Raw genomic sequence first — 16,302 nt, forward strand, 5'->3', positions numbered from 1 at the left:
TCGTCCGACCCGGGCTTCCCGAGTGAGGTGAGCCTGCCCTAACCTGTGCGCCATGCGCGTGCTCCCCGCCGTCGAGGCGGTGCCGTTCGCCGCCGCCCTGGGCGGCCACGGCGACCGCCCCGCCGTGATCACCGCGGACGCCCGGCTCAGCTACCAGGACCTGGCCGGCCGCGTCGCCGACCTCGCCGCCCGCCTCGGCCCGCACCGGCGGCTGGTCCTGCTCGCCGGCGCCAACCGCCTCGACGAGCTGGTCGGCTACCTCGCCGCCCTCACGGGTGGACACCCCCTGCTGCTGGCGCCCGGCGACAACGCCGCGGCGACCGACGCGCTGATCCGGTCGTACGACCCGGACGTGGTGCTGCGCCGCGTCGGCGGGACGCTGGTGGTCGACGAGCGCCACCCGGCCAGCCGGCACGAGCTGCACCCCGACCTGGCCCTGCTGCTGAGCACCTCCGGCTCGACCGGCTCGCCGAAGCTCGTCCGGCTGTCCCGGTCGAACCTCCAGGCCAACGCCGAGGCCATCGCCGGCTACCTGGGCATCCGCGACACCGACCGGGCCGCCACCACCCTGCCGCTGCACTACTGCTACGGGCTGTCGGTGGTCAACAGCCACCTGCTGCGCGGGGCCGCGCTCGTGCTCACCGACCTGTCCGTGGCCGACCGCCGGTTCTGGGAACTGTTCCGCGCGGCCCGGGGCACCGCCCTGGCCGGCGTGCCGTACACCTTCGAGCTGCTGGACCGGGTGGGCTTCGCCGAGATGCGCCTGCCCCACCTGCGCTACGTCACGCAGGCCGGCGGACGGCTCGACCCCGAGCGGGTGACCCGGTACGCCGCCCTCGGCCGCCGGCGCGGCTGGGACCTGTACGTCATGTACGGCCAGACGGAGGCCACGGCCCGGATGGCGTACCTGCCGCCGCGTCTGGCGGCCACCCGCCCGGAGGCGATCGGCGTCCCGGTGCCCGGCGGCTCGTTCCGGCTGCGCCCCCTGCCCGACCGGCCGGAGCCGGACACCGGCGAGCTGGTCTACACCGGGCCGAACGTGATGCTCGGCTACGCCGACGGTCCCGCCGACCTGGCCCTCGGCCGCACCGTCGACGAGCTGCGCACCGGCGACGTGGCCCGCCGCGCCCCCGACGGCCTGTGGGAGATCGTGGGACGCGTCGGCGGGTTCGCCAAGGTCTTCGGGCTGCGCGTCGACCTGGCGCGGGTCGAGGAGCGGCTGCGCGCGGCCGGCGTGTCGGCGTACTGCGCGGGCACCGACCGGGAGCTGGTCGTGGCGGCACAGGCCCCGGCCGAGGCCGACCGTGTCCGGCGGCTCGCCGCCGCGGCGGCCGGCCTGCCGGCGCGGGCGGTGCGGGTGCACATGCTGGCCGAACTGCCCCGACTCGGCAACGGCAAGCCCGACCGGACCGCCCTGCTCGCGCTTCCCGCCGACCCGCCGGACGCCGCCGGGGCCGACCTGTGCCGGCTGTACGAGCGGGTACTGGACGTGACCGAGGTCACCCCGGACGACAGCTTCGTCTCCCTCGGCGGCGACTCCCTGTCGTACGTGGAGATGTCCGTCCGGCTGGAGGAGGCCCTGGGCGGGCTGCCCGCCGACTGGCACACCACCGCCATCCGGGACCTGCGCCCGCCCGCGCCGGAGGCGCCCCGCCGCCGCACCGCCGTGCTGGAGACGAGCGTGGCGCTGCGGGCGGCGGCCATCGTCGCGATCGTCGGGTCGCACATCCCGCTGTTCACCGTCAAGGGCGGCGCCCATCTCCTGCTCGCGGTCGCCGGGTTCAACTTCGCCCGGTTCCAGCTGACCGACGCGCCCCGCCGGGACCGGCTGCGCGCGGCCGGTCGCGGGATCGCCCGGGTGGTGCTGCCGGCGGTGCTCTGGATCGCCGCGGCCGGCGCGGTCACCGGGGACTACGGGCTGACCAACGTCCTGCTGCTCAACAGCGTCCTCGGGCCGCACGACGGGGCCACCGAGTGGCAGTTCTGGTTCGTCGAGGCGCTGGTGTACATCCTGCTCGCCGCGGTCGCGCTGCTGGCCGTGCCCGCGGTGGACCGGCTGGAGCGGCGGCTGCCGTTCGCGCTGCCGCTCACCCTCGCCGCGCTCGGCCTCGTCACCCGGTACGACCTGCCGGGGCTGGCCGACCGCGGCCACGTCCCGTCCGCCGTCGTGGTGTTCTGGCTGTTCGCCCTCGGCTGGGCGGCGGCCCGCGCCGACACGACCGCCCGGCGCGTCGTGGTCACCGCCGCCGCCCTGCTCACGGTGCCCGGGTTCTTCGGTCAGCCCGCGCGGGAGGCGCTGGTCGTGGCCGGGTTCGCGCTGCTGGTCTGGGTGCCCCGGCTGCCGAGCCGGCGGGTGGTCAACCGGGCGGCGGCGCTGCTGGCCGGCAGCTCGCTGTACGTCTACCTCACCCACTGGCAGGTGATGCCGCTGGTCGCCCCGTGGTCGCGGTGGGCGGCGCTGGTCGCGTCCCTGGCCGTGGGGATCGGCTGCGCGGCGCTCGCCCGGCTGGCCGCGCGGCGGCTGCCGGCGGTGGTACGCCGCGCCCGGGCGCGCGCCGCGGCCCTCGGGTGAGCCGGGCTCCGACCGTCAGTCGTCGGGGCAGCAGACCGTCAGCGCCCCGGGCCGCACCCTGACCTTCAGCCGTTTCGTCTCCGCCCGCGCCCCGCCGTCCAGCTCGTACGTCCGCGGCGCGGCGAACCGTACGGTGATCTTCCGGCCCCGGGTGATCCGCACGAACGGCGACTCGTCCGAGCGGCCGGCGGCCATCCGCCCGAGCGTCCGCGCCCAGTCCACCGCGCCGGCCGCCGTGGCCACCCCGACCTCCAGCGCGCCGTCGTCGGGACGGGCGTCGTCGAACGCGGGAATGCCCCCGGTGATCGTGCCGACGTTGCCGAACAGCACGCAGCTCGCCTCGCCGTCGAACCAGTCGGCCCCGTCCACCCGGACCCGGGTGCGGACCAGCTCACCGCGGACGTGCCGCAGCCCCGTCCACACGTACGCCAGGCGGCCCAGCCGGCCCTTGAGCCGGCGGTCGGCCTCGCCGATCAGCTCGCCGTCGAAGCCGGCGCCGGCCATCACCGCGAAGTGCTCGCCGTTGAGCCGGCCCAGGTCGAGCCGGCGCCGCCGGCCGCTGAGGCCCACCCGCACCGCTTCAGGCAGGTCGGCCGGGACGCCCACGTTGGTGGCGAAGAGGTTCGCCGTCCCGGCGGGCAGGATCGCCATCGGCACCCCGGTGCCGGCGAGGGCGTCGGCGCAGCGCTGCACCATGCCGTCGCCGCCCCACACGAAGACCAGCCCGGCGCCCCTGTCGAGCGCCTTGCGGACCTTCTTCGGCGCCTTGCGGCTCTTGGGCACCTCGTACCAGAGCAGGTCGTCGACGCCGGCGCCGGCCAGCGTGGCGCGCAACTCGTCGAGGCCGCCGCCGAGGGTCTTCTTCCGGTGGGCGACCACCGCGACGGTGCCGACGCGGCCCGGGGCGGCCTCGTCGGGCCTGGTCCTGGTGCTGGTGCTCATGCCCGCCGGTGTTACCCAGCCGGCCCGGAGTCCACGCGTCCCCGACCCCGGACCCTGGGACGGGAGCGCCCGGCCGGAGGACCGGCCGGGCGCTTCGGTGTGCCGGGTCGCCGGGCCGCATCGGCCGACGACCGTGCGTCAGAGGCTGAGCCGCTGGCCGGGGAAGATCAGGTCGGGCTGGTCGCCCACCACCCGCTCGTTCCTCTGCCACAGCGCGCGCCAGCCGCCCCGGACGCCCTTGGCCTGCGCGATCTCCGACAGGGTGTCCCCCGACCGCACCACGTAGGTCCGGCCGCCGCCGGTGGCCGGGGCGCTCCTCGTGGTGTCCCGCCTGCTCCGCGACGCCGGCGTCTCGGTACGCGAGGACCGCTCCTTCCTCGGGGCGGCCTTCGTCTCCGACTTCGGGCGGTACGTCTTGGTCGAGCCGCCCTTCCTGCCGCAGGTCGGCCACGCCCCGATGCCCTGGCCCCTGAGCACCTTCTCGGCGATGCGGATCTGCTCGCCGCGGGTCGCCAGGTCGGCGCGTGCGGCGTACTTCCTGCCGCCGTAGCCGGCCCAGGTGCCCTGCGAGAACTGCAGGCCCCCGTAGTAGCCGTTGCCGGTGTTGATGTGCCAGTTGCCGCCGGACTCGCACTGGGCGATGGCGTCCCAGTTGACCGCGGCCTGGGCCGGGGCGGCGGGCCCGAACAGGGCGACGGCCCCGGCGACGGCGCCCGCGGCGACGGCGGCACGGCGAGCGGTCACCCGACGATGGCGGGCGAGGTATTCAGTTGCCATGGTGATCCTCCACGCCGACGAGGTGAGCTGTCGGGTTCGGGCCGAGGAGCCCGGCCGCCGGTGGCGGCTTCACCCCGAGGTGACGGTGCACCGAGGAACGTTGGGTCCCCCGCTCCTGCCCTGAGGACAAGGTGCCGACGGCCGGCGGCAGGATTAGGCGTTACCGACCGTGGTGTCCACGTTCGTGGACCCGACCGACGTTAGGCACCATCCGCGACGGCCGCCCACCTCTTGTCGCCTTCGTCACCCGCTCGGGCGACGGGCTCCACAGTCGATTTGCGCCGCCGCGCCGGACGTGCATGGCGCCCGATGGACCGACTCCGACCCGGCCCTCCCCCACACAGGGCGGTCACGCATCGTGAGTTCCGTCCGATCCCGCCCATCGCCGACGCGGGCCATCCCCCACTCAGGTCAGTGCGGCGGGCGCTGGCCCAGCCCGCGCGCGGCGACGTCGGCCGTGCAGCTCAACTCCCCGGGAGCGAGCTGGACGCGGCTCGGCCGCCACACCTCCACCCGCTCACCGTCGACGCGGGCCAGCAGGCAGTCGTACTGGCTGCCGCGCAGCGCCACTCCGACGACCCCGCCCGCCGCCGTGACCTGCTGCGCGAACAGCGGGTCGAGGTCCATTCCGGCCAGCGCCGCGCGGACGCCCTGCTCCGTGGGCGCGGCGTGGCCGGACAGGGCGCGCCGCAGCTCGTCCTCGGCCGACGCGGGGATGTCCACCGGCCGGACGGCCAGCGGCGGGCCCTCCGGACAGGACACCTCATCGCCACAGGAGGCACACCCGGCCTGGTGGACCTTCGGTGTCGAAATCAGCGGTCGTGAGAGGGGCCCGCACGGCAGAACCGGCCGGCGCCTTCGTGGCGCCGGCCGGCTCGTACCTGTCCTCCGCCGCCCTAGAGGGTGCGGGCCAGCCGGTCGGCCAGGATCCTGGTGAACCGGGACGGGTCGGCCAGCTCGCCGCCCTCGGCGAGCAGCGCCATGCCGTACAGCAGCTCGGCGGTGTCGGCGAGCGCGTCGGACTCGGCGCCCTGCTCGTGGGCCGTGCGCAGCCCCTCCACCAGCGGGTGCCCCGGGTTCAGCTCCAGGATCCGCTTGACCTGCGGCACCTCGTGCCCCATCGCCCGGTACATCTTCTCCAGCGTCGGGGTGATGTCGTGCGCGTCCCCGACCACGCAGGCCGGCGAGGTGGTCAACCGGGTGGAGAGCCGGACCTCCTTGACGCTGTCGCGGAGCTTCTCCGTCATCCAGGTCAGCAGGTCGGCGTACTCCTGGCGCTGCTGCTCGCGGGCGGACTCCGCCTCCTTCTTCTCCTCCTCGGTGTCCAGGTCGACCTGGCCCTTGGCGATCGAGCGCAGCGGCTTGCCGTCGAACTGGCCGACGCGGTCGACCCAGACCTCGTCCACCGGGTCGGTGAGGATCAGCACCTCGTAGCCCCTGGCTCGGAACGCCTCCATGTGCGGCGAGTTCTCGATCATCGACCGGGACTCACCGGTCATGTAGTAGATGTCGCTCTGGCCGTCCTTCATCCGCTCGACGTAGTCGCGCAGGCCGGTCAGCTGCTCCGGGTCGTGGGTGGAGGCGACGGAGACGACGTCGAGGATCGCCTCGGTGTTGTCCGGGTCGTCGAGCAGGCCCTCCTTCAGGGCGGGGCCGAACTCCGACCAGAAGGTGCGGTAGCGCTCGGCGTGCTCGGTCTTCATCTCCTTGACCGTGGCGAGGATCTTCTTCACCAGCCGGCGGCGGACCGCCCTGATCTGGCGGTCCTGCTGGAGGATCTCGCGGGAGATGTTGAGCGACAAGTCGTGCGCGTCGACGACGCCCTTGACGAAGCGCAGGTAGTTGGGCATCAGCGCGTCGCAGTCGTCCATGATGAACACGCGCTTGACGTAGAGCTGCACGCCGCGGCGGGCCTGCGGGGCGAACAGGTCGACCGGGGCGTGCGACGGCAGGAACAGCAGCGCCTCGTACTCGAAGGTCCCCTCGCCCTTCATGTGGATGGTCTCGAGGGGGTCGGCCCAGTCGTGGCTGACGTGCTTGTAGAACTCCTTGTACTCGGCCTCGTCGACCTCGCTGCGCGGGCGGGCCCACAGCGCCTTCATCGAGTTCAGCGTCTGCACCTCGCGGGTGACCTCGTCGCCGGCGCCCTTGCGCTCGACGGTCATCCGGATCGGCCAGGCGATGAAGTCCGAGTACCGCTTGACGATCTCGCGGATCTTCCACTCGGCCGTGTAGTCGTACAGGTGGTCGTCGCTGTCCTCGGGCTTGAGGTGCACCGTGACGGCGGTGCCCTGCGGGGCGTCGTCGACGGTCTCCACGCTGTACGTGCCCTCGCCGGTGGACTCCCACCGGGTGCCCTCGCTCTGCCCGGCGCGGCGGGTCAGCAGCGTGACCCTGTCGGCGACCATGAACGTGGCGTAGAAACCGACGCCGAACTGCCCGATCAGGTCGGCGGACGCGGCCGAGTCCTGGGACTCGCGCAGCTTGGCCAGCAGCTCGGCGGTGCCCGACTTGGCGATGGTGCCGATCAGCCGGACGACGTCGTCGCGGGACATGCCGATGCCGTTGTCCCGGACGGTGAGCGTGCGGGCGTCGCGGTCGACCTCGATCTCGACGTGCAGGTCGGAGACGTCGGCTGCGAGATCCTTGTCGACCAGGGACTCCAGGCGCAGCTTGTCCAACGCGTCGGACGCGTTGGAGATCAGTTCGCGCAGAAAGACATCCTTGTTCGAGTAGATCGAATGGACCATCAGCTGGAGCAGTTGGCGGGCCTCCGCCTGGAACTCCAACGTCTCGATCCGGTTGCTCACACCGACCCCCTTCTGGGAAGTAATCGACCCTTCGCGCACAGGATACGAGCCGTCGCTGCCCGGGCGTCCGACGGCCGGTCGCTGTAGGCGTTCGGCCGGCCGTTTGCCTCCAGCGAGACGACCGCGTCCTCCCACGCCAGCCAGGCGTTCGCGGCCCGGTGCCGCACCTCGGCGTCGGGGTGCCCCAGCAGCCGCGCGTACGCGGCGAGGAGGTCCCATCGCGGTCGGCCTCCGGCACCGCGTCGCGGAACCGCTGCCACTGCTCGGGGAAGAACCGGCCGACGCCCCGGTACAGCCAGTCGATCTCGGTGCACGATCCGGTAGCGGGTGGGGTCGAAGAGCCGCCGGATGCCCATACCGGAGCCGGCGCCGGGGCCGCCGTGCACGACGAGCGCCGGAGTCCCGTCCGGGTTGCCGGACACCGCCCAGTACACATGGTTGTCGTCGCCCACGTCGAGCATCCCCTGGTCGTACGGCTCGATCGGCGGGTAGCTGGCCTGCACGGTGTCCTCCCCGGTCCCCGCCCTGGACCGAGCGGGCGGGCGATGTTAACGGAGGACGGGGCCGAGGCGGAACCGCAATAACGCGACGCTCGCGGCGGGATCAGTCGCGCAGCAGGTCGGCGTGGGCGGCGCGGAGCCGGGCCAGGGCCGGGTCGCTGCCGGGGGTCACCCGACGGTCGAGTTCGGCCCAGACCTCGGCGAGCGCCGCGGTCACCGCCCGCAGCTCGGCGGCGTGCCGCCGGCTGCTCTGCCGGTGCAGCTCGTCGAGGCGGCGGGCCCAGCCGGCGGTGACCGCGGCGAGGCGGTCGGTGTCGGCGCGGGCCTGGGCCGCCGTCCGGGCGGCGGGGGCGGGCACGATCGCGGCGATCGGGCGCGGGTCGCCGTCGCGGGTGACCAGCGTGACCGTGTCGGTGAGCTCGGCCATCGCGACGAGCTGGGTCAGCCGGGTGCGGGCCTCGCGCAGCGGCAGGGCACGCGGCGGGGTGGGCTCGTGGGCCAGTGCGGGAGCAGCCATGCGTCCATGCTGGACGCCGGGTACGACAAGAAACCTCCCCACCTGCCACGCCGGTGGCCCTCCAGGCTACTTTCGATCCGCCTGTCGGGTTTTTCGGCGGGCGCCTACCCGTCGGGGGTGAGGTAGGCGGGGGGCACCTCGCCGGTGAGCCACACGCCGTTGGCGCTGCGGTAGAAGACGTGGCCGGCGCGGGACATCGCCGCCGCGTCGACGGTGAGGAGCACGACCGGGCCGCCCCGGCGCGCACCGACCCGGTAGGCGGTGTCGACGTCCGGCGACAGGTGCACGTGGTGCCGCCCGCCCCGGTTCAGGCCGGTCGCCCGGATCGAGTCCAGCGCCGCGGCGCCGGTGCCGTGGTAGAGCCGGTCGGGTGGGGACTGCGGGGCCAGGCCGAGGTCGACGGGGATGGTGTGCCCCTGGTTGGCCCGGATCCGCTCGATCCCGTCGGGGCCGCGCCGCACCGCGAAGCGCTGCTTGTCGTTGCCGGCCACCACGGCGTCCAGGTCGGCCCGGTCGATCCGCATCGCGGCGAGGAGGTCGCCAACCGGGACCCAGCCGGCCCCGTCCGGGGTCAGCCCGATCCGGTACGGCTCGTGGCGCAGCGCCCGGGACATCCGCTTGCTCAGGCGGACCATCTCTCGCTGATCCATCCCGGCATTGTGGCCGCCAGGGCCCCGCACCGCACCCGGGTTAATCTTCAGGACGCCGCCCACCCCGGCAACGCGCCACCACCACGAAAGGCCGATCGTGCCCAGGGAGACCGGACGCACCCTCGTCGCGTCGAACCGGAAGGCCCGCCACGACTACAGCATCCTCAAGACGTACGAGGCGGGGCTGGTGCTCGCCGGCACGGAGGTGAAGTCGCTGCGCGCCGGCCGGGTCTCGCTGGTGGACGCCTTCGCCCAGGAACGCGACGGCGAGTTGCTGCTGTACGGCCTGCACATCGCCGAGTACGGCTTCGGCACCTGGACCAACCACCAGCCCCGCCGCACCCGCAAGCTGCTGCTGCGCCGCGTCGAGATCGACCGGATCCTGGACCGGATGCGCGAGGGCGGGTTGACTCTCGTCCCGCTGTCGATGTACTTCGCCAACGGGTGGGCCAAGGTCGAGCTGGGCCTGGCCAAGGGCCGCAAGTCGTACGACAAGCGCCAGGCGATCGCCGAGCGCGACGCCAACCGGGAGATCGCCCGGGAGCTGGGCCGCCGCCTCAAGGGCGCCCGCGCCCGGCGCCCCTGAGCACCCCCGACGCCGGGCCGGACCAGGGGCGGCGGCCACGCGGCCGGCGTCCCAGGGTGGGGCGCCGGCCGGTGCTCAGCCCTTCACGCAGACCACCTGCTTGAGGTGGGCGACCACCTCGACCAGGTCCTCCTGCTGGGCCATCACCTCCGTGATGTCCTTGTACGCGCCGGGGATCTCGTCGACCACGCCGGCGTCCTTGCGGCACTCCACCCCGGCCGTCTGCCGCACCAGGTCCTCGGTGCTGAACGTCCGCTTCGCCTGCCCGCGCGACATCCGCCGCCCGGCCCCGTGCGACGCCGAGCAGTACGCGTCCGGGTTCCCCTTGCCGCGCACGATGTACGAGCCCGTGCCCATCGATCCCGGGATGATGCCCAGGTCGCCGGCGCCCGCCCGGATGACGCCCTTGCGGGTGACCAGCACGTCCACCCCGCCGTACGTCTCCTCGGCCACGTAGTTGTGGTGGCAGCTGATCGGCTCGTCGAAGCCCACCTGCGGGAAACGGTCCCGGACCACGCCGCTGAGCAGGGCCAGCATCACCGCGCGGTTGCGCCGCGCGTACTCCTGGGCCCACCACAGGTCCCGGCGGTACGCCTCCATCTCCGGCGTGCCGGCGAGGAACACCGCGAGGTCCCGGTCGGGCAGGTCGGCGTTGTGCGGCAGCCGCCGGGCGATGCCGATGTGCCGCTCGGCCAACTCCTTGCCGATGTTGCGCGACCCGGAGTGCAGCATCAGCCAGACCCGCCCGGCGTCGGGGCCGCCCTGCTCCAGGCAGACCTCGATGAAGTGGTTGCCCCCGCCGAGGGTGCCCAGCTGCTGCTGGGCGCGCGTCTCCAGCTGCGCCACCCGCTTGTCGAGGGTGCCGAAGCGCCGCCAGAAGTCGTCCCAGCCGCGCTGCTCCAGTCCCCGGACCCGGCGCGGGTCGACCGCGTCGTCGTGCTTGGCGAAGCCGACCGGGATCGCCGCCTCGATCGCGGCGCGCAGCGGGGCGAGGTCGTCGGGCAGGTCGTCGGCGGTGAGCGAGGTGCGCACGGCCGACATCCCGCAGCCGATGTCCACGCCGACGGCGGCCGGGGAGACCGCCTGCCGCATCGCGATCACCGAGCCGACCGTGGCGCCCTTGCCGAAGTGGACGTCCGGCATGACGGCAACGCCCTCCACCCACGGCAGCGCGCCGATGTTGCGCAGCTGCTGAGCCGCCTGCGGCTCGATGCCGTACGGGTCGGTCCAGACCCGTACGGGCGCGCGGGTGCCGGGCAGGGAGGTGAATACCATCGTCGTCTCTCCTTGGTTGGTTTTCCTGCGGAGCGGTTGGCCGGATTCGAACCGGCGATCTTCACCGTGGCGGGGTGACGCGCTGCCCAGGCTGCGCTACAACCGCGGGATCGTCCCTGAGGGACGCCAGGTGAGGGTTTCCACCGCCGAGGGCCGGTGGACGAGAAAGCCGCCCGGCCCCGGTCGGGTCGGACGGCTGCGTGGGGCGTGGGGCGCTATCCGCGCCGCCACCCCGGTCGCCGCCGGCCCCGGGCTGGTGTGCCGGCGCGCAACCGGTCACCGCCGCGCGGCGTGGGCCGCTGGGCCTGGGTACGGATGCGTTGCGCCACGGCGACCTCCTCCGGCTCGTGCGTTCGGCGTTGCCCGTTCACGGTAGGCCAGGGCCGCGGTGGCCACAATTGATATCGCCGGCGCCGGGTCGGGGCCGGCGGGAACCGCCGCGACGGGCCCACCTCGCTGCCGGCGGAAGCTGCCGCGAACGGGCCCACCACTCGGCGGGCCCGGTGAGGACGTACCGTCAGGCCGTTTCGGCGACCGGGTCGGCGCTGACGTGGTCGACGAAGCGGAACCGGGCGGTGAGGTCGGCCAGGGACGTCCCGTCGCGCCACGCGGCGGCCACCCGCACGACCTGGTCCAGGTCGATCGTGTCCCCGCAGGCCCTGGTCCCGCCGTCGGTCGCCAGGTCGACCATGAAGTACCGGGCCTGGGAGCCCAGCCTGACCGTGACCGTCCCCCGCTCGGAGGTCAGCCAGGCGCAGGTGAAGCGGCCGCGGCCCTGTTCGGGGGCGCTGATCCGGCCCGCGTCGAGCTGGAGCCGGGTGGCCGTGAGGGCCAGCGCGGACGCGAGCCCGCCCAGCTCGACCAGGTCGGGGTAGAGGCGCACACCCAGCGCCGTCGACACGTCGCTCACCACTGACTCCCACTTCTCTGTGACAGCTCCAGCAGCCTGGACGTTACAGGCTGGTAAACCGATGATCTACCCTCTTGGACGTCCCGGCCGAAGTTCCTCCGGCCGCCGGGGACGGCGGCGGGGCCGGGGGCGTCCGCGTAGCATCGGCGCTCATGGCGTTGATCCGGTGCGACTTCCACTCCGAGGCGCTGGGCATGGGCACCTCGATGACCGTGCTCCTGCCCGAGCGGGGCGGCTCCCAGATCGGGCTGGCCGCCAGTGCGCCCGCCGGCGCCCCGCCCGTGCTGTATCTCCTGCACGGGCTCAGCGACGACGACACGATCTGGACCCGGCGCACGTCGATCGAGCGGTACGTCGCGCCGCTGGGGCTGGCCGTGGTGATGCCGCAGGCCGGGCGGAGTTTCTACGCCGACGAGGCGAACGGCAACCGGTACTGGACGTTCCTCAGCGCCGAACTGCCCGAGGTGTGCCGGTCGTTCTTCCGGCTCTCCGAGCGCCGGGAGGACACCTTCGTCGCGGGGCTGTCCATGGGCGGGTACGGGGCGGTGAAGTGGGCGCTGCGGGCGCCTGGCCGGTTCGCGGCGGCGGCCAGCCTGTCCGGGGCGCTGGACGTCGCCCGGCGGCGGGACCATCCCACCAGCCCGGTAAATCCGGCGGTGTGGCGCACGGCGTTCGGCGACCGGCAGGTGCCCGGCAGCGACGACGACACCATGGCGCTGCTGGAGCGCGCCGGCGACGACCTGCCCGCCCTGTACGTCGCCTGCGGCACCGAGGACTTCCTGTTCGACGACAACACCCGGTTCGTCGAGACGGCGCGACGGCGCGGGGTGCCGCTGACCGTGGACTTCTCCCCCGGCGGGCACGACTGGGCGTACTGGGACGCGAAGATCCGCGACGTGCTGGCGTGGCTGCCGCTGCGTACCCGCGAGGGGGCGGCCCCCGGCGCGGCGTGACCGGCCGACCCGCCGGCGGGGACGGGCCCGCCGGCCGGAAACTGCTCAGGCGCCGACGGTGCCGTCGATGGCCTCCCGGAGGAAGTCGGCGTGACCGTTGTGCCGGGCGTACTCGTGGATCATGTGCAGCATGACCAGGCGCAGCGACACGTCCTCGCCCCAGCGGGGCTGGTGACCGAGGACGTCCAGCGACTCGGCCTCCCGCTCGATGCGCCGGGCGTGCTCGACCTCGCGCCGCCACGCCTCGAACGCCTCGGCGGCGCTGGCCGACGAGACGTCGTACGCCTCCTGGAAGTCGCCGCGGTCCGACCAGACCAGCGGCACGTCCTCCCGGTTGATCGCCCGCCGGAACCAGGCGCGCTCCACCTCGGCCATGTGCCGGACCAGGCCGAGCAGGCTCAGCGTCGACGGCGGCGACGACCGGCGGCGCAGTTCCTCGTCGGTGAGGCCCTCGCACTTCATGGCCAGGGTGGCGCGGTGGAAGTCGAGGAAGGCGCGCAGCATCCCGCGCTCGTCGGCGATCAGGGGCGGGGCGGGGCGTTGCGTGGTCATGACCTGCGACCCTAGCCACCGGCCGGGCCCCGGATGACAGCGCGCCACGGGCGATCACAGCGCGGAACGCGCCACGGGGAAGTCGAAGTACCGGTCCGGGTAGGGCTCGGCATCGTAGCGGTAGTGCCACCACTCGCGGGGATAGTTGGTGAACCCACCGTCGGTCATCAGCCGCCGCAGCAGTTCCCGGTTGGTCCGGGCCGCGCCGGTGACCCGCGGGTCGGCGGTGTGCGCGAGCGGGTCGAAGCAGTCGAAGCCCGTACCCATGTCGACGCCGTTGTCGGGGAAGCGCCGGCCGGGCGGCGCGGTGCAGGCGACCAGGGGCTCGCCCGGGCCGTACGGGCGTTGGGACGGCGGCGGGTCGGGGACCAGGGTCAGGTCCAGGGTGCTGCCCCGGCTGTGCGCGGTGGGGGCGCCGACGTACCCGTCGTCGAACAGTTTCGCCTTGGCGACATGCGGGTAGAACTCGGCCTTCATCCGCTGTTCGTCGGGCTGCCCCGCCCAGGTCACGAAGTCGGCCACGGCCCGCTGGGGGCGGTAGCAGTCGTACACCTTCAGCCGGTGCCCGGCGGCCCGGGCGGCCCGCTGCACCCGGCTCAGCGCCTCGGCGGCGGGCCGGGTGAGCACGCACAGGGGCTCGGCGTACCCGGCGATCGGCCGGCCGACGAAGTTGTGGGCCGTGGCGTACCGGATGTCGGAGACGATCGTGGGATCAACGTCGGACAGGACGACGAAGCCGGCCGGCGCGCGCGACTCGGCGGGCGTCGGGGGCGGCGCGGGGGCCGGCCCGGGCGGCGCCGGGCAGGCCGCCAGCGGCACGGCGGCGGCGACGGCCAGGGCGGCCCACCACCCCGGCCGGCCCGGCCGCCGCCGCTGCCCCATCCACCCTGTGTAGCAGGGTTCGCCCCGGTACGCGCCGGAGCCGGCCTACCCGGCTCCGGCACGTACCGCCTCCGGCGTCAGCGCTGCGGGATCACGACCAGACCCGCGCGGTAGTCGGCGACGACGAGGTCGGGGCGTCCGTCGCCGGTCACGTCCCCGGCGGCCATGGCCCGGTGGTCGCGGCTGCCCGGGGCGGGGATGTCGGTGAACCGGTCGATGCCGAACCAGCCCTCGGGGCGCTGCCGCAGCTGGCTGATCGTCTCCCAGCCGGCGTGCAGCACCAGCACGTCGCGCCGGCCGTCGCCGTCCATGTCCGCCAGCATCACCTGGGCGGGGATGTCGTACAGCGGGTAGACGACCGGTGCGGCGAGCCCGCCGCCCGGCTGCTGCGCGTGCACCGACAGGCGGGAGGTGGGGCGGTTGCCGCCGGAGGTGACGACCAGGTCGTCGAGGCCGTCGCCGGTGGCGTCGTCCACCGCGATCCCGTTGACGTCGTTGTACCCGTCGCCGGCCAGTTCGACACGCCAGCCGGGCTGGTAGCCGCCGGTGTCGGTCTGCGCGTACACGGCCACGCTCCACGGGCCCTCCCGGCTGATCACGTCCGGGCGGCCGTCGCCGGTGACCTCGCCGACCTCGACCTGCTTGCTGACCACCGCCGCGACCGGCGTCGGGGCGCCGAACGTGCGGTCGGCCCGGCCGTGGACCACGGCGACGCCGGTGAGGCCGGCCACCACGAGGTCCGCCCGGGAGTCGCCGTCCATATCGGCCAGCCGCACGTCGCCCCTGAGGGAGTCGCCGCCCCCGGCGACGGCGACCGGCACCGGCCCGGTCAGGGTTCCGCCGGCGGAGAAGAACACATCCAGCCCGCCGCGGGTGGTGACGGCCACGTCGGTCGCCCCGTCGCCGTCGACGTCGCCGGTGGCGATGCGCATCGTGGCCGCCGGGGCGCCGTTGGTGGCCAGCAGCTGCGGCTCGGCGAGGGTGCCGTCGGACTGCTGGGCGAAGACCCACAGCTTGAAGTCGGTCGCCGGGGCGCCCGTGCCGAACACCTGGGTCGTCATGAGGACGTCGGCCCGGCCGTCGCCGGTCACGTCAGCGACGGCGCTGGCCGTCGGCCAGGACTCCAGGCCGGCGGCGTGCACCTGGATGCCGCCGAACGCGGCCGGCTCGGCGACCCGCGGCACCACGGTGTGCGTCACCGGCGCCGGGCTGCTGGAGCCCAGGCCGCGGCCGGGATCGCCGGAGTAGTCGACGCTGACGTGACCGGCCTCGGCCGCCCACTGCCGCTCGGCGAGGCCGTCGGAGACCGACTGGGCGCCGAACCGGACCTCGTCGCGGTAGAAGGTGACATCGCCGAAGGCCCGCACGCCGGCGGTGCCGGTGGTCACCCGGGCGGTGAGCAGCACCCACTGGCCGGTCTCGGTGGTGCCCGGGCTGACCCGCAGACTGACCACGGTCGGCTGGCCGGTGAGCACCGGCAGCGGGCGGGACGTGCCGCTGGAGACGCCGTCGGTGGCCCGGATCCAGTAGGTGTAGCCGGTCGCGTCGGTCACGGACCGGTCGACGAAGGACGAGCCGGCGGTGGCGCCCACCAGCTGCTCGCCGGAGCCGTCCCGGGCGCCGCGGCGGATCTCGTACGAGGTGGCCCCGGCCACCGTGGCCCAGGCCAGCTCGACCCGGTCCGGGTACGCCGTGTGCCGCAGGTCGCCCGGGGGCGCCAGGGCGGCCGGAAGCACCGCCGGGTCGGAGTTGCCGGAGACCTTGCCGCTGGCGCGGCTGCGGACCACGTACGAGTAGGCGACCCCCACCCCGACGGTGTCGTCGCTCCACTCCAACTGGTTCGTGGTGCCCAGCAGGCTGTACGCCCCGTCGGGGGCGGCGGCCCGCAGCACGTCGTAGCTGACGAGCACGCCGGCGGACTGCCAGCTCACCCGGGCCTTGCCCGTGCCCACCCAGGCCGCGGTCACCCCGGTGGGCGGCCGCAGCGCCGCGGCCACCGCCGGGGCCGCGCCCAGGGCGACCAGCAGCAGCGCCGGAAGGCTCAGTAACAGGAATCGTCGTAGCGCCGCCATCGCGCTCGCTCCCCCATGTGTCGGGCGCGCCGCCCGTACCGCGGCCCGGGCACGGGCGGCGCGGCGGCGCGCTGCTTCCCCGCGTTGAGCGCCGTTCCCGGCCCGCCCGTTACGTCCGCCCCGGCCCGCCGCTCCATCGTGGACGGTGCGACGGGCCGGGGGCGGACGGCCCGGCGGTCAGTGCCGGCGGTCAGTGCCGGCGGTCGGCCTCGGCGATCGAACGGCACGTAACTAACAGAGCAGCATCAGGGCAGCGATTCACCTGCCGCCTGAAGACGGCAGCCCTCTCGCCTCAAATCCGTAG

14 protein-coding genes, 1 tRNA gene, 1 pseudogene and 1 riboswitch are annotated in these 16,302 nt (G+C 74.4%); of the genes and pseudogenes, 3 read left to right on the forward strand and 13 right to left on the reverse strand.

Going from position 1 to position 16,302, the window contains the following annotated elements; genetic code table 11:
- The first annotated feature begins 52 nt into the window (after positions 1-52).
- Positions 53-2,572, forward strand: a complete 2,520-nt coding sequence (locus tag ACGFIZ_RS11965; protein ID WP_393418399.1) for an AMP-binding protein — start codon at positions 53-55, stop codon at positions 2,570-2,572.
- Positions 2,573-2,587: 15 nt separating this feature from the next.
- Here ACGFIZ_RS11965 and ACGFIZ_RS11970 read toward each other — a convergent pair whose 3' ends face one another.
- From ACGFIZ_RS11970 to ACGFIZ_RS12000, 7 genes and pseudogenes are all read right to left on the reverse strand, one after another.
- Positions 2,588-3,514: a diacylglycerol/lipid kinase family protein gene (locus ACGFIZ_RS11970; RefSeq protein ID WP_393418401.1), complete on the reverse strand. Its 927-nt coding sequence runs from the start codon at positions 3,512-3,514 to the stop codon at positions 2,588-2,590.
- A gap of 138 nt (positions 3,515-3,652) precedes the next feature.
- Positions 3,653-4,291, reverse strand: a complete 639-nt coding sequence (locus ACGFIZ_RS11975; RefSeq protein ID WP_393418403.1) for a transglycosylase family protein — start codon at positions 4,289-4,291, stop codon at positions 3,653-3,655.
- 2 nt (positions 4,292-4,293) lie between these two features.
- Positions 4,294-4,461: riboswitch (cyclic di-AMP (ydaO/yuaA leader) on the reverse strand.
- A 241-nt stretch (positions 4,462-4,702) separates the two neighbouring features.
- Positions 4,703-5,053, reverse strand: a complete 351-nt coding sequence (locus ACGFIZ_RS11980) for a hypothetical protein (RefSeq protein WP_393418405.1) — start codon at positions 5,051-5,053, stop codon at positions 4,703-4,705.
- 134 nt (positions 5,054-5,187) lie between these two features.
- Entirely contained in the window at positions 5,188-7,101 is a 1,914-nt protein-coding gene (htpG, locus tag ACGFIZ_RS11985; RefSeq protein ID WP_393418407.1) for a molecular chaperone HtpG, read from the reverse strand.
- A 68-nt stretch (positions 7,102-7,169) separates the two neighbouring features.
- Positions 7,170-7,604, reverse strand: a pseudogene (locus ACGFIZ_RS11990) (hypothetical protein); the annotation flags it as partial.
- A gap of 100 nt (positions 7,605-7,704) precedes the next feature.
- Positions 7,705-8,118, reverse strand: a complete 414-nt coding sequence (locus tag ACGFIZ_RS11995; protein WP_393418409.1) for a type II toxin-antitoxin system Phd/YefM family antitoxin — start codon at positions 8,116-8,118, stop codon at positions 7,705-7,707.
- A gap of 104 nt (positions 8,119-8,222) precedes the next feature.
- Positions 8,223-8,768, reverse strand: a complete 546-nt coding sequence (locus tag ACGFIZ_RS12000) for an RNA 2'-phosphotransferase (protein WP_393418411.1) — start codon at positions 8,766-8,768, stop codon at positions 8,223-8,225.
- A 97-nt stretch (positions 8,769-8,865) separates the two neighbouring features.
- Here ACGFIZ_RS12000 and smpB point away from each other — a divergent pair, with 97 nt between their 5' ends.
- The gene (gene smpB / locus ACGFIZ_RS12005) at positions 8,866-9,354 is read left to right on the forward strand and encodes an SsrA-binding protein SmpB (RefSeq protein ID WP_393418413.1); all 489 of its coding nucleotides are present in this window, start codon (positions 8,866-8,868) and stop codon (positions 9,352-9,354) included.
- 75 nt (positions 9,355-9,429) lie between these two features.
- Here smpB and ACGFIZ_RS12010 read toward each other — a convergent pair whose 3' ends face one another.
- From ACGFIZ_RS12010 to ACGFIZ_RS12020, 3 genes are all read right to left on the reverse strand, one after another.
- Entirely contained in the window at positions 9,430-10,629 is a 1,200-nt protein-coding gene (locus ACGFIZ_RS12010) for an RtcB family protein (protein WP_393418415.1), read from the reverse strand.
- Positions 10,630-10,660: 31 nt separating this feature from the next.
- A tRNA-Gly gene (locus tag ACGFIZ_RS12015) sits at positions 10,661-10,735 on the reverse strand.
- Positions 10,736-11,146: 411 nt separating this feature from the next.
- Complete coding sequence (locus ACGFIZ_RS12020; RefSeq protein ID WP_393418417.1) at positions 11,147-11,539, reverse strand: hypothetical protein; 393 nt, start codon at positions 11,537-11,539, stop codon at positions 11,147-11,149.
- A gap of 152 nt (positions 11,540-11,691) precedes the next feature.
- Here ACGFIZ_RS12020 and ACGFIZ_RS12025 point away from each other — a divergent pair, with 152 nt between their 5' ends.
- Positions 11,692-12,492 (forward strand): alpha/beta hydrolase, encoded by an 801-nt coding sequence (locus ACGFIZ_RS12025; RefSeq protein ID WP_393418419.1) that lies wholly within the window; start codon positions 11,692-11,694, stop codon positions 12,490-12,492.
- Positions 12,493-12,537: 45 nt separating this feature from the next.
- Here ACGFIZ_RS12025 and ACGFIZ_RS12030 read toward each other — a convergent pair whose 3' ends face one another.
- The 3 genes from ACGFIZ_RS12030 to ACGFIZ_RS12040 all read right to left on the reverse strand — a co-directional run bounded on the left by ACGFIZ_RS12030 (position 12,538) and on the right by ACGFIZ_RS12040 (position 15,998).
- Positions 12,538-13,044 carry a DinB family protein gene (locus tag ACGFIZ_RS12030; RefSeq protein WP_393418421.1) on the reverse strand — a complete coding sequence of 169 codons (507 nt, stop codon included), beginning with the start codon at positions 13,042-13,044 and terminating at the stop codon, positions 12,538-12,540.
- A 54-nt stretch (positions 13,045-13,098) separates the two neighbouring features.
- The gene (locus ACGFIZ_RS12035) at positions 13,099-13,926 is read right to left on the reverse strand and encodes a M15 family metallopeptidase (protein WP_393418423.1); all 828 of its coding nucleotides are present in this window, start codon (positions 13,924-13,926) and stop codon (positions 13,099-13,101) included.
- Positions 13,927-14,003: 77 nt separating this feature from the next.
- Complete coding sequence (locus tag ACGFIZ_RS12040) at positions 14,004-15,998, reverse strand: FG-GAP-like repeat-containing protein (protein ID WP_393418425.1); 1,995 nt, start codon at positions 15,996-15,998, stop codon at positions 14,004-14,006.
- Positions 15,999-16,302 lie beyond the last annotated feature (304 nt).

It is taken from the genome of Micromonospora sp. NPDC048830, from assembly GCF_043198215.1.
Classification (GTDB): domain Bacteria; phylum Actinomycetota; class Actinomycetes; order Mycobacteriales; family Micromonosporaceae; genus Micromonospora.

Excerpts from the sequence above, each read along its gene's own strand:
- ACGFIZ_RS12000 (WP_393418411.1), bottom strand. The coding sequence starts at position 8,768 with ATGGATCAGCGAGAGATGGTCCGCCTGAGCAAGCGGATGTCCCGGGCG.
- ACGFIZ_RS11995 (WP_393418409.1), bottom strand. The coding sequence starts at position 8,118 with ATGGCTGCTCCCGCACTGGCCCACGAGCCCACCCCGCCGCGTGCCCTG.
- ACGFIZ_RS12010 (WP_393418415.1), bottom strand. The coding sequence starts at position 10,629 with ATGGTATTCACCTCCCTGCCCGGCACCCGCGCGCCCGTACGGGTCTGG.
- ACGFIZ_RS12025 (WP_393418419.1), top strand. The coding sequence starts at position 11,692 with ATGGCGTTGATCCGGTGCGACTTCCACTCCGAGGCGCTGGGCATGGGC.
- ACGFIZ_RS12040 (WP_393418425.1), bottom strand. The coding sequence starts at position 15,998 with ATGGCGGCGCTACGACGATTCCTGTTACTGAGCCTTCCGGCGCTGCTG.
- ACGFIZ_RS12030 (WP_393418421.1), bottom strand. The coding sequence starts at position 13,044 with ATGACCACGCAACGCCCCGCCCCGCCCCTGATCGCCGACGAGCGCGGG.
- ACGFIZ_RS11965 (WP_393418399.1), top strand. The coding sequence starts at position 53 with ATGCGCGTGCTCCCCGCCGTCGAGGCGGTGCCGTTCGCCGCCGCCCTG.
- ACGFIZ_RS12035 (WP_393418423.1), bottom strand. The coding sequence starts at position 13,926 with ATGGGGCAGCGGCGGCGGCCGGGCCGGCCGGGGTGGTGGGCCGCCCTG.
- ACGFIZ_RS11970 (WP_393418401.1), bottom strand. The coding sequence starts at position 3,514 with ATGAGCACCAGCACCAGGACCAGGCCCGACGAGGCCGCCCCGGGCCGC.
- ACGFIZ_RS11975 (WP_393418403.1), bottom strand. The coding sequence starts at position 4,291 with ATGGCAACTGAATACCTCGCCCGCCATCGTCGGGTGACCGCTCGCCGT.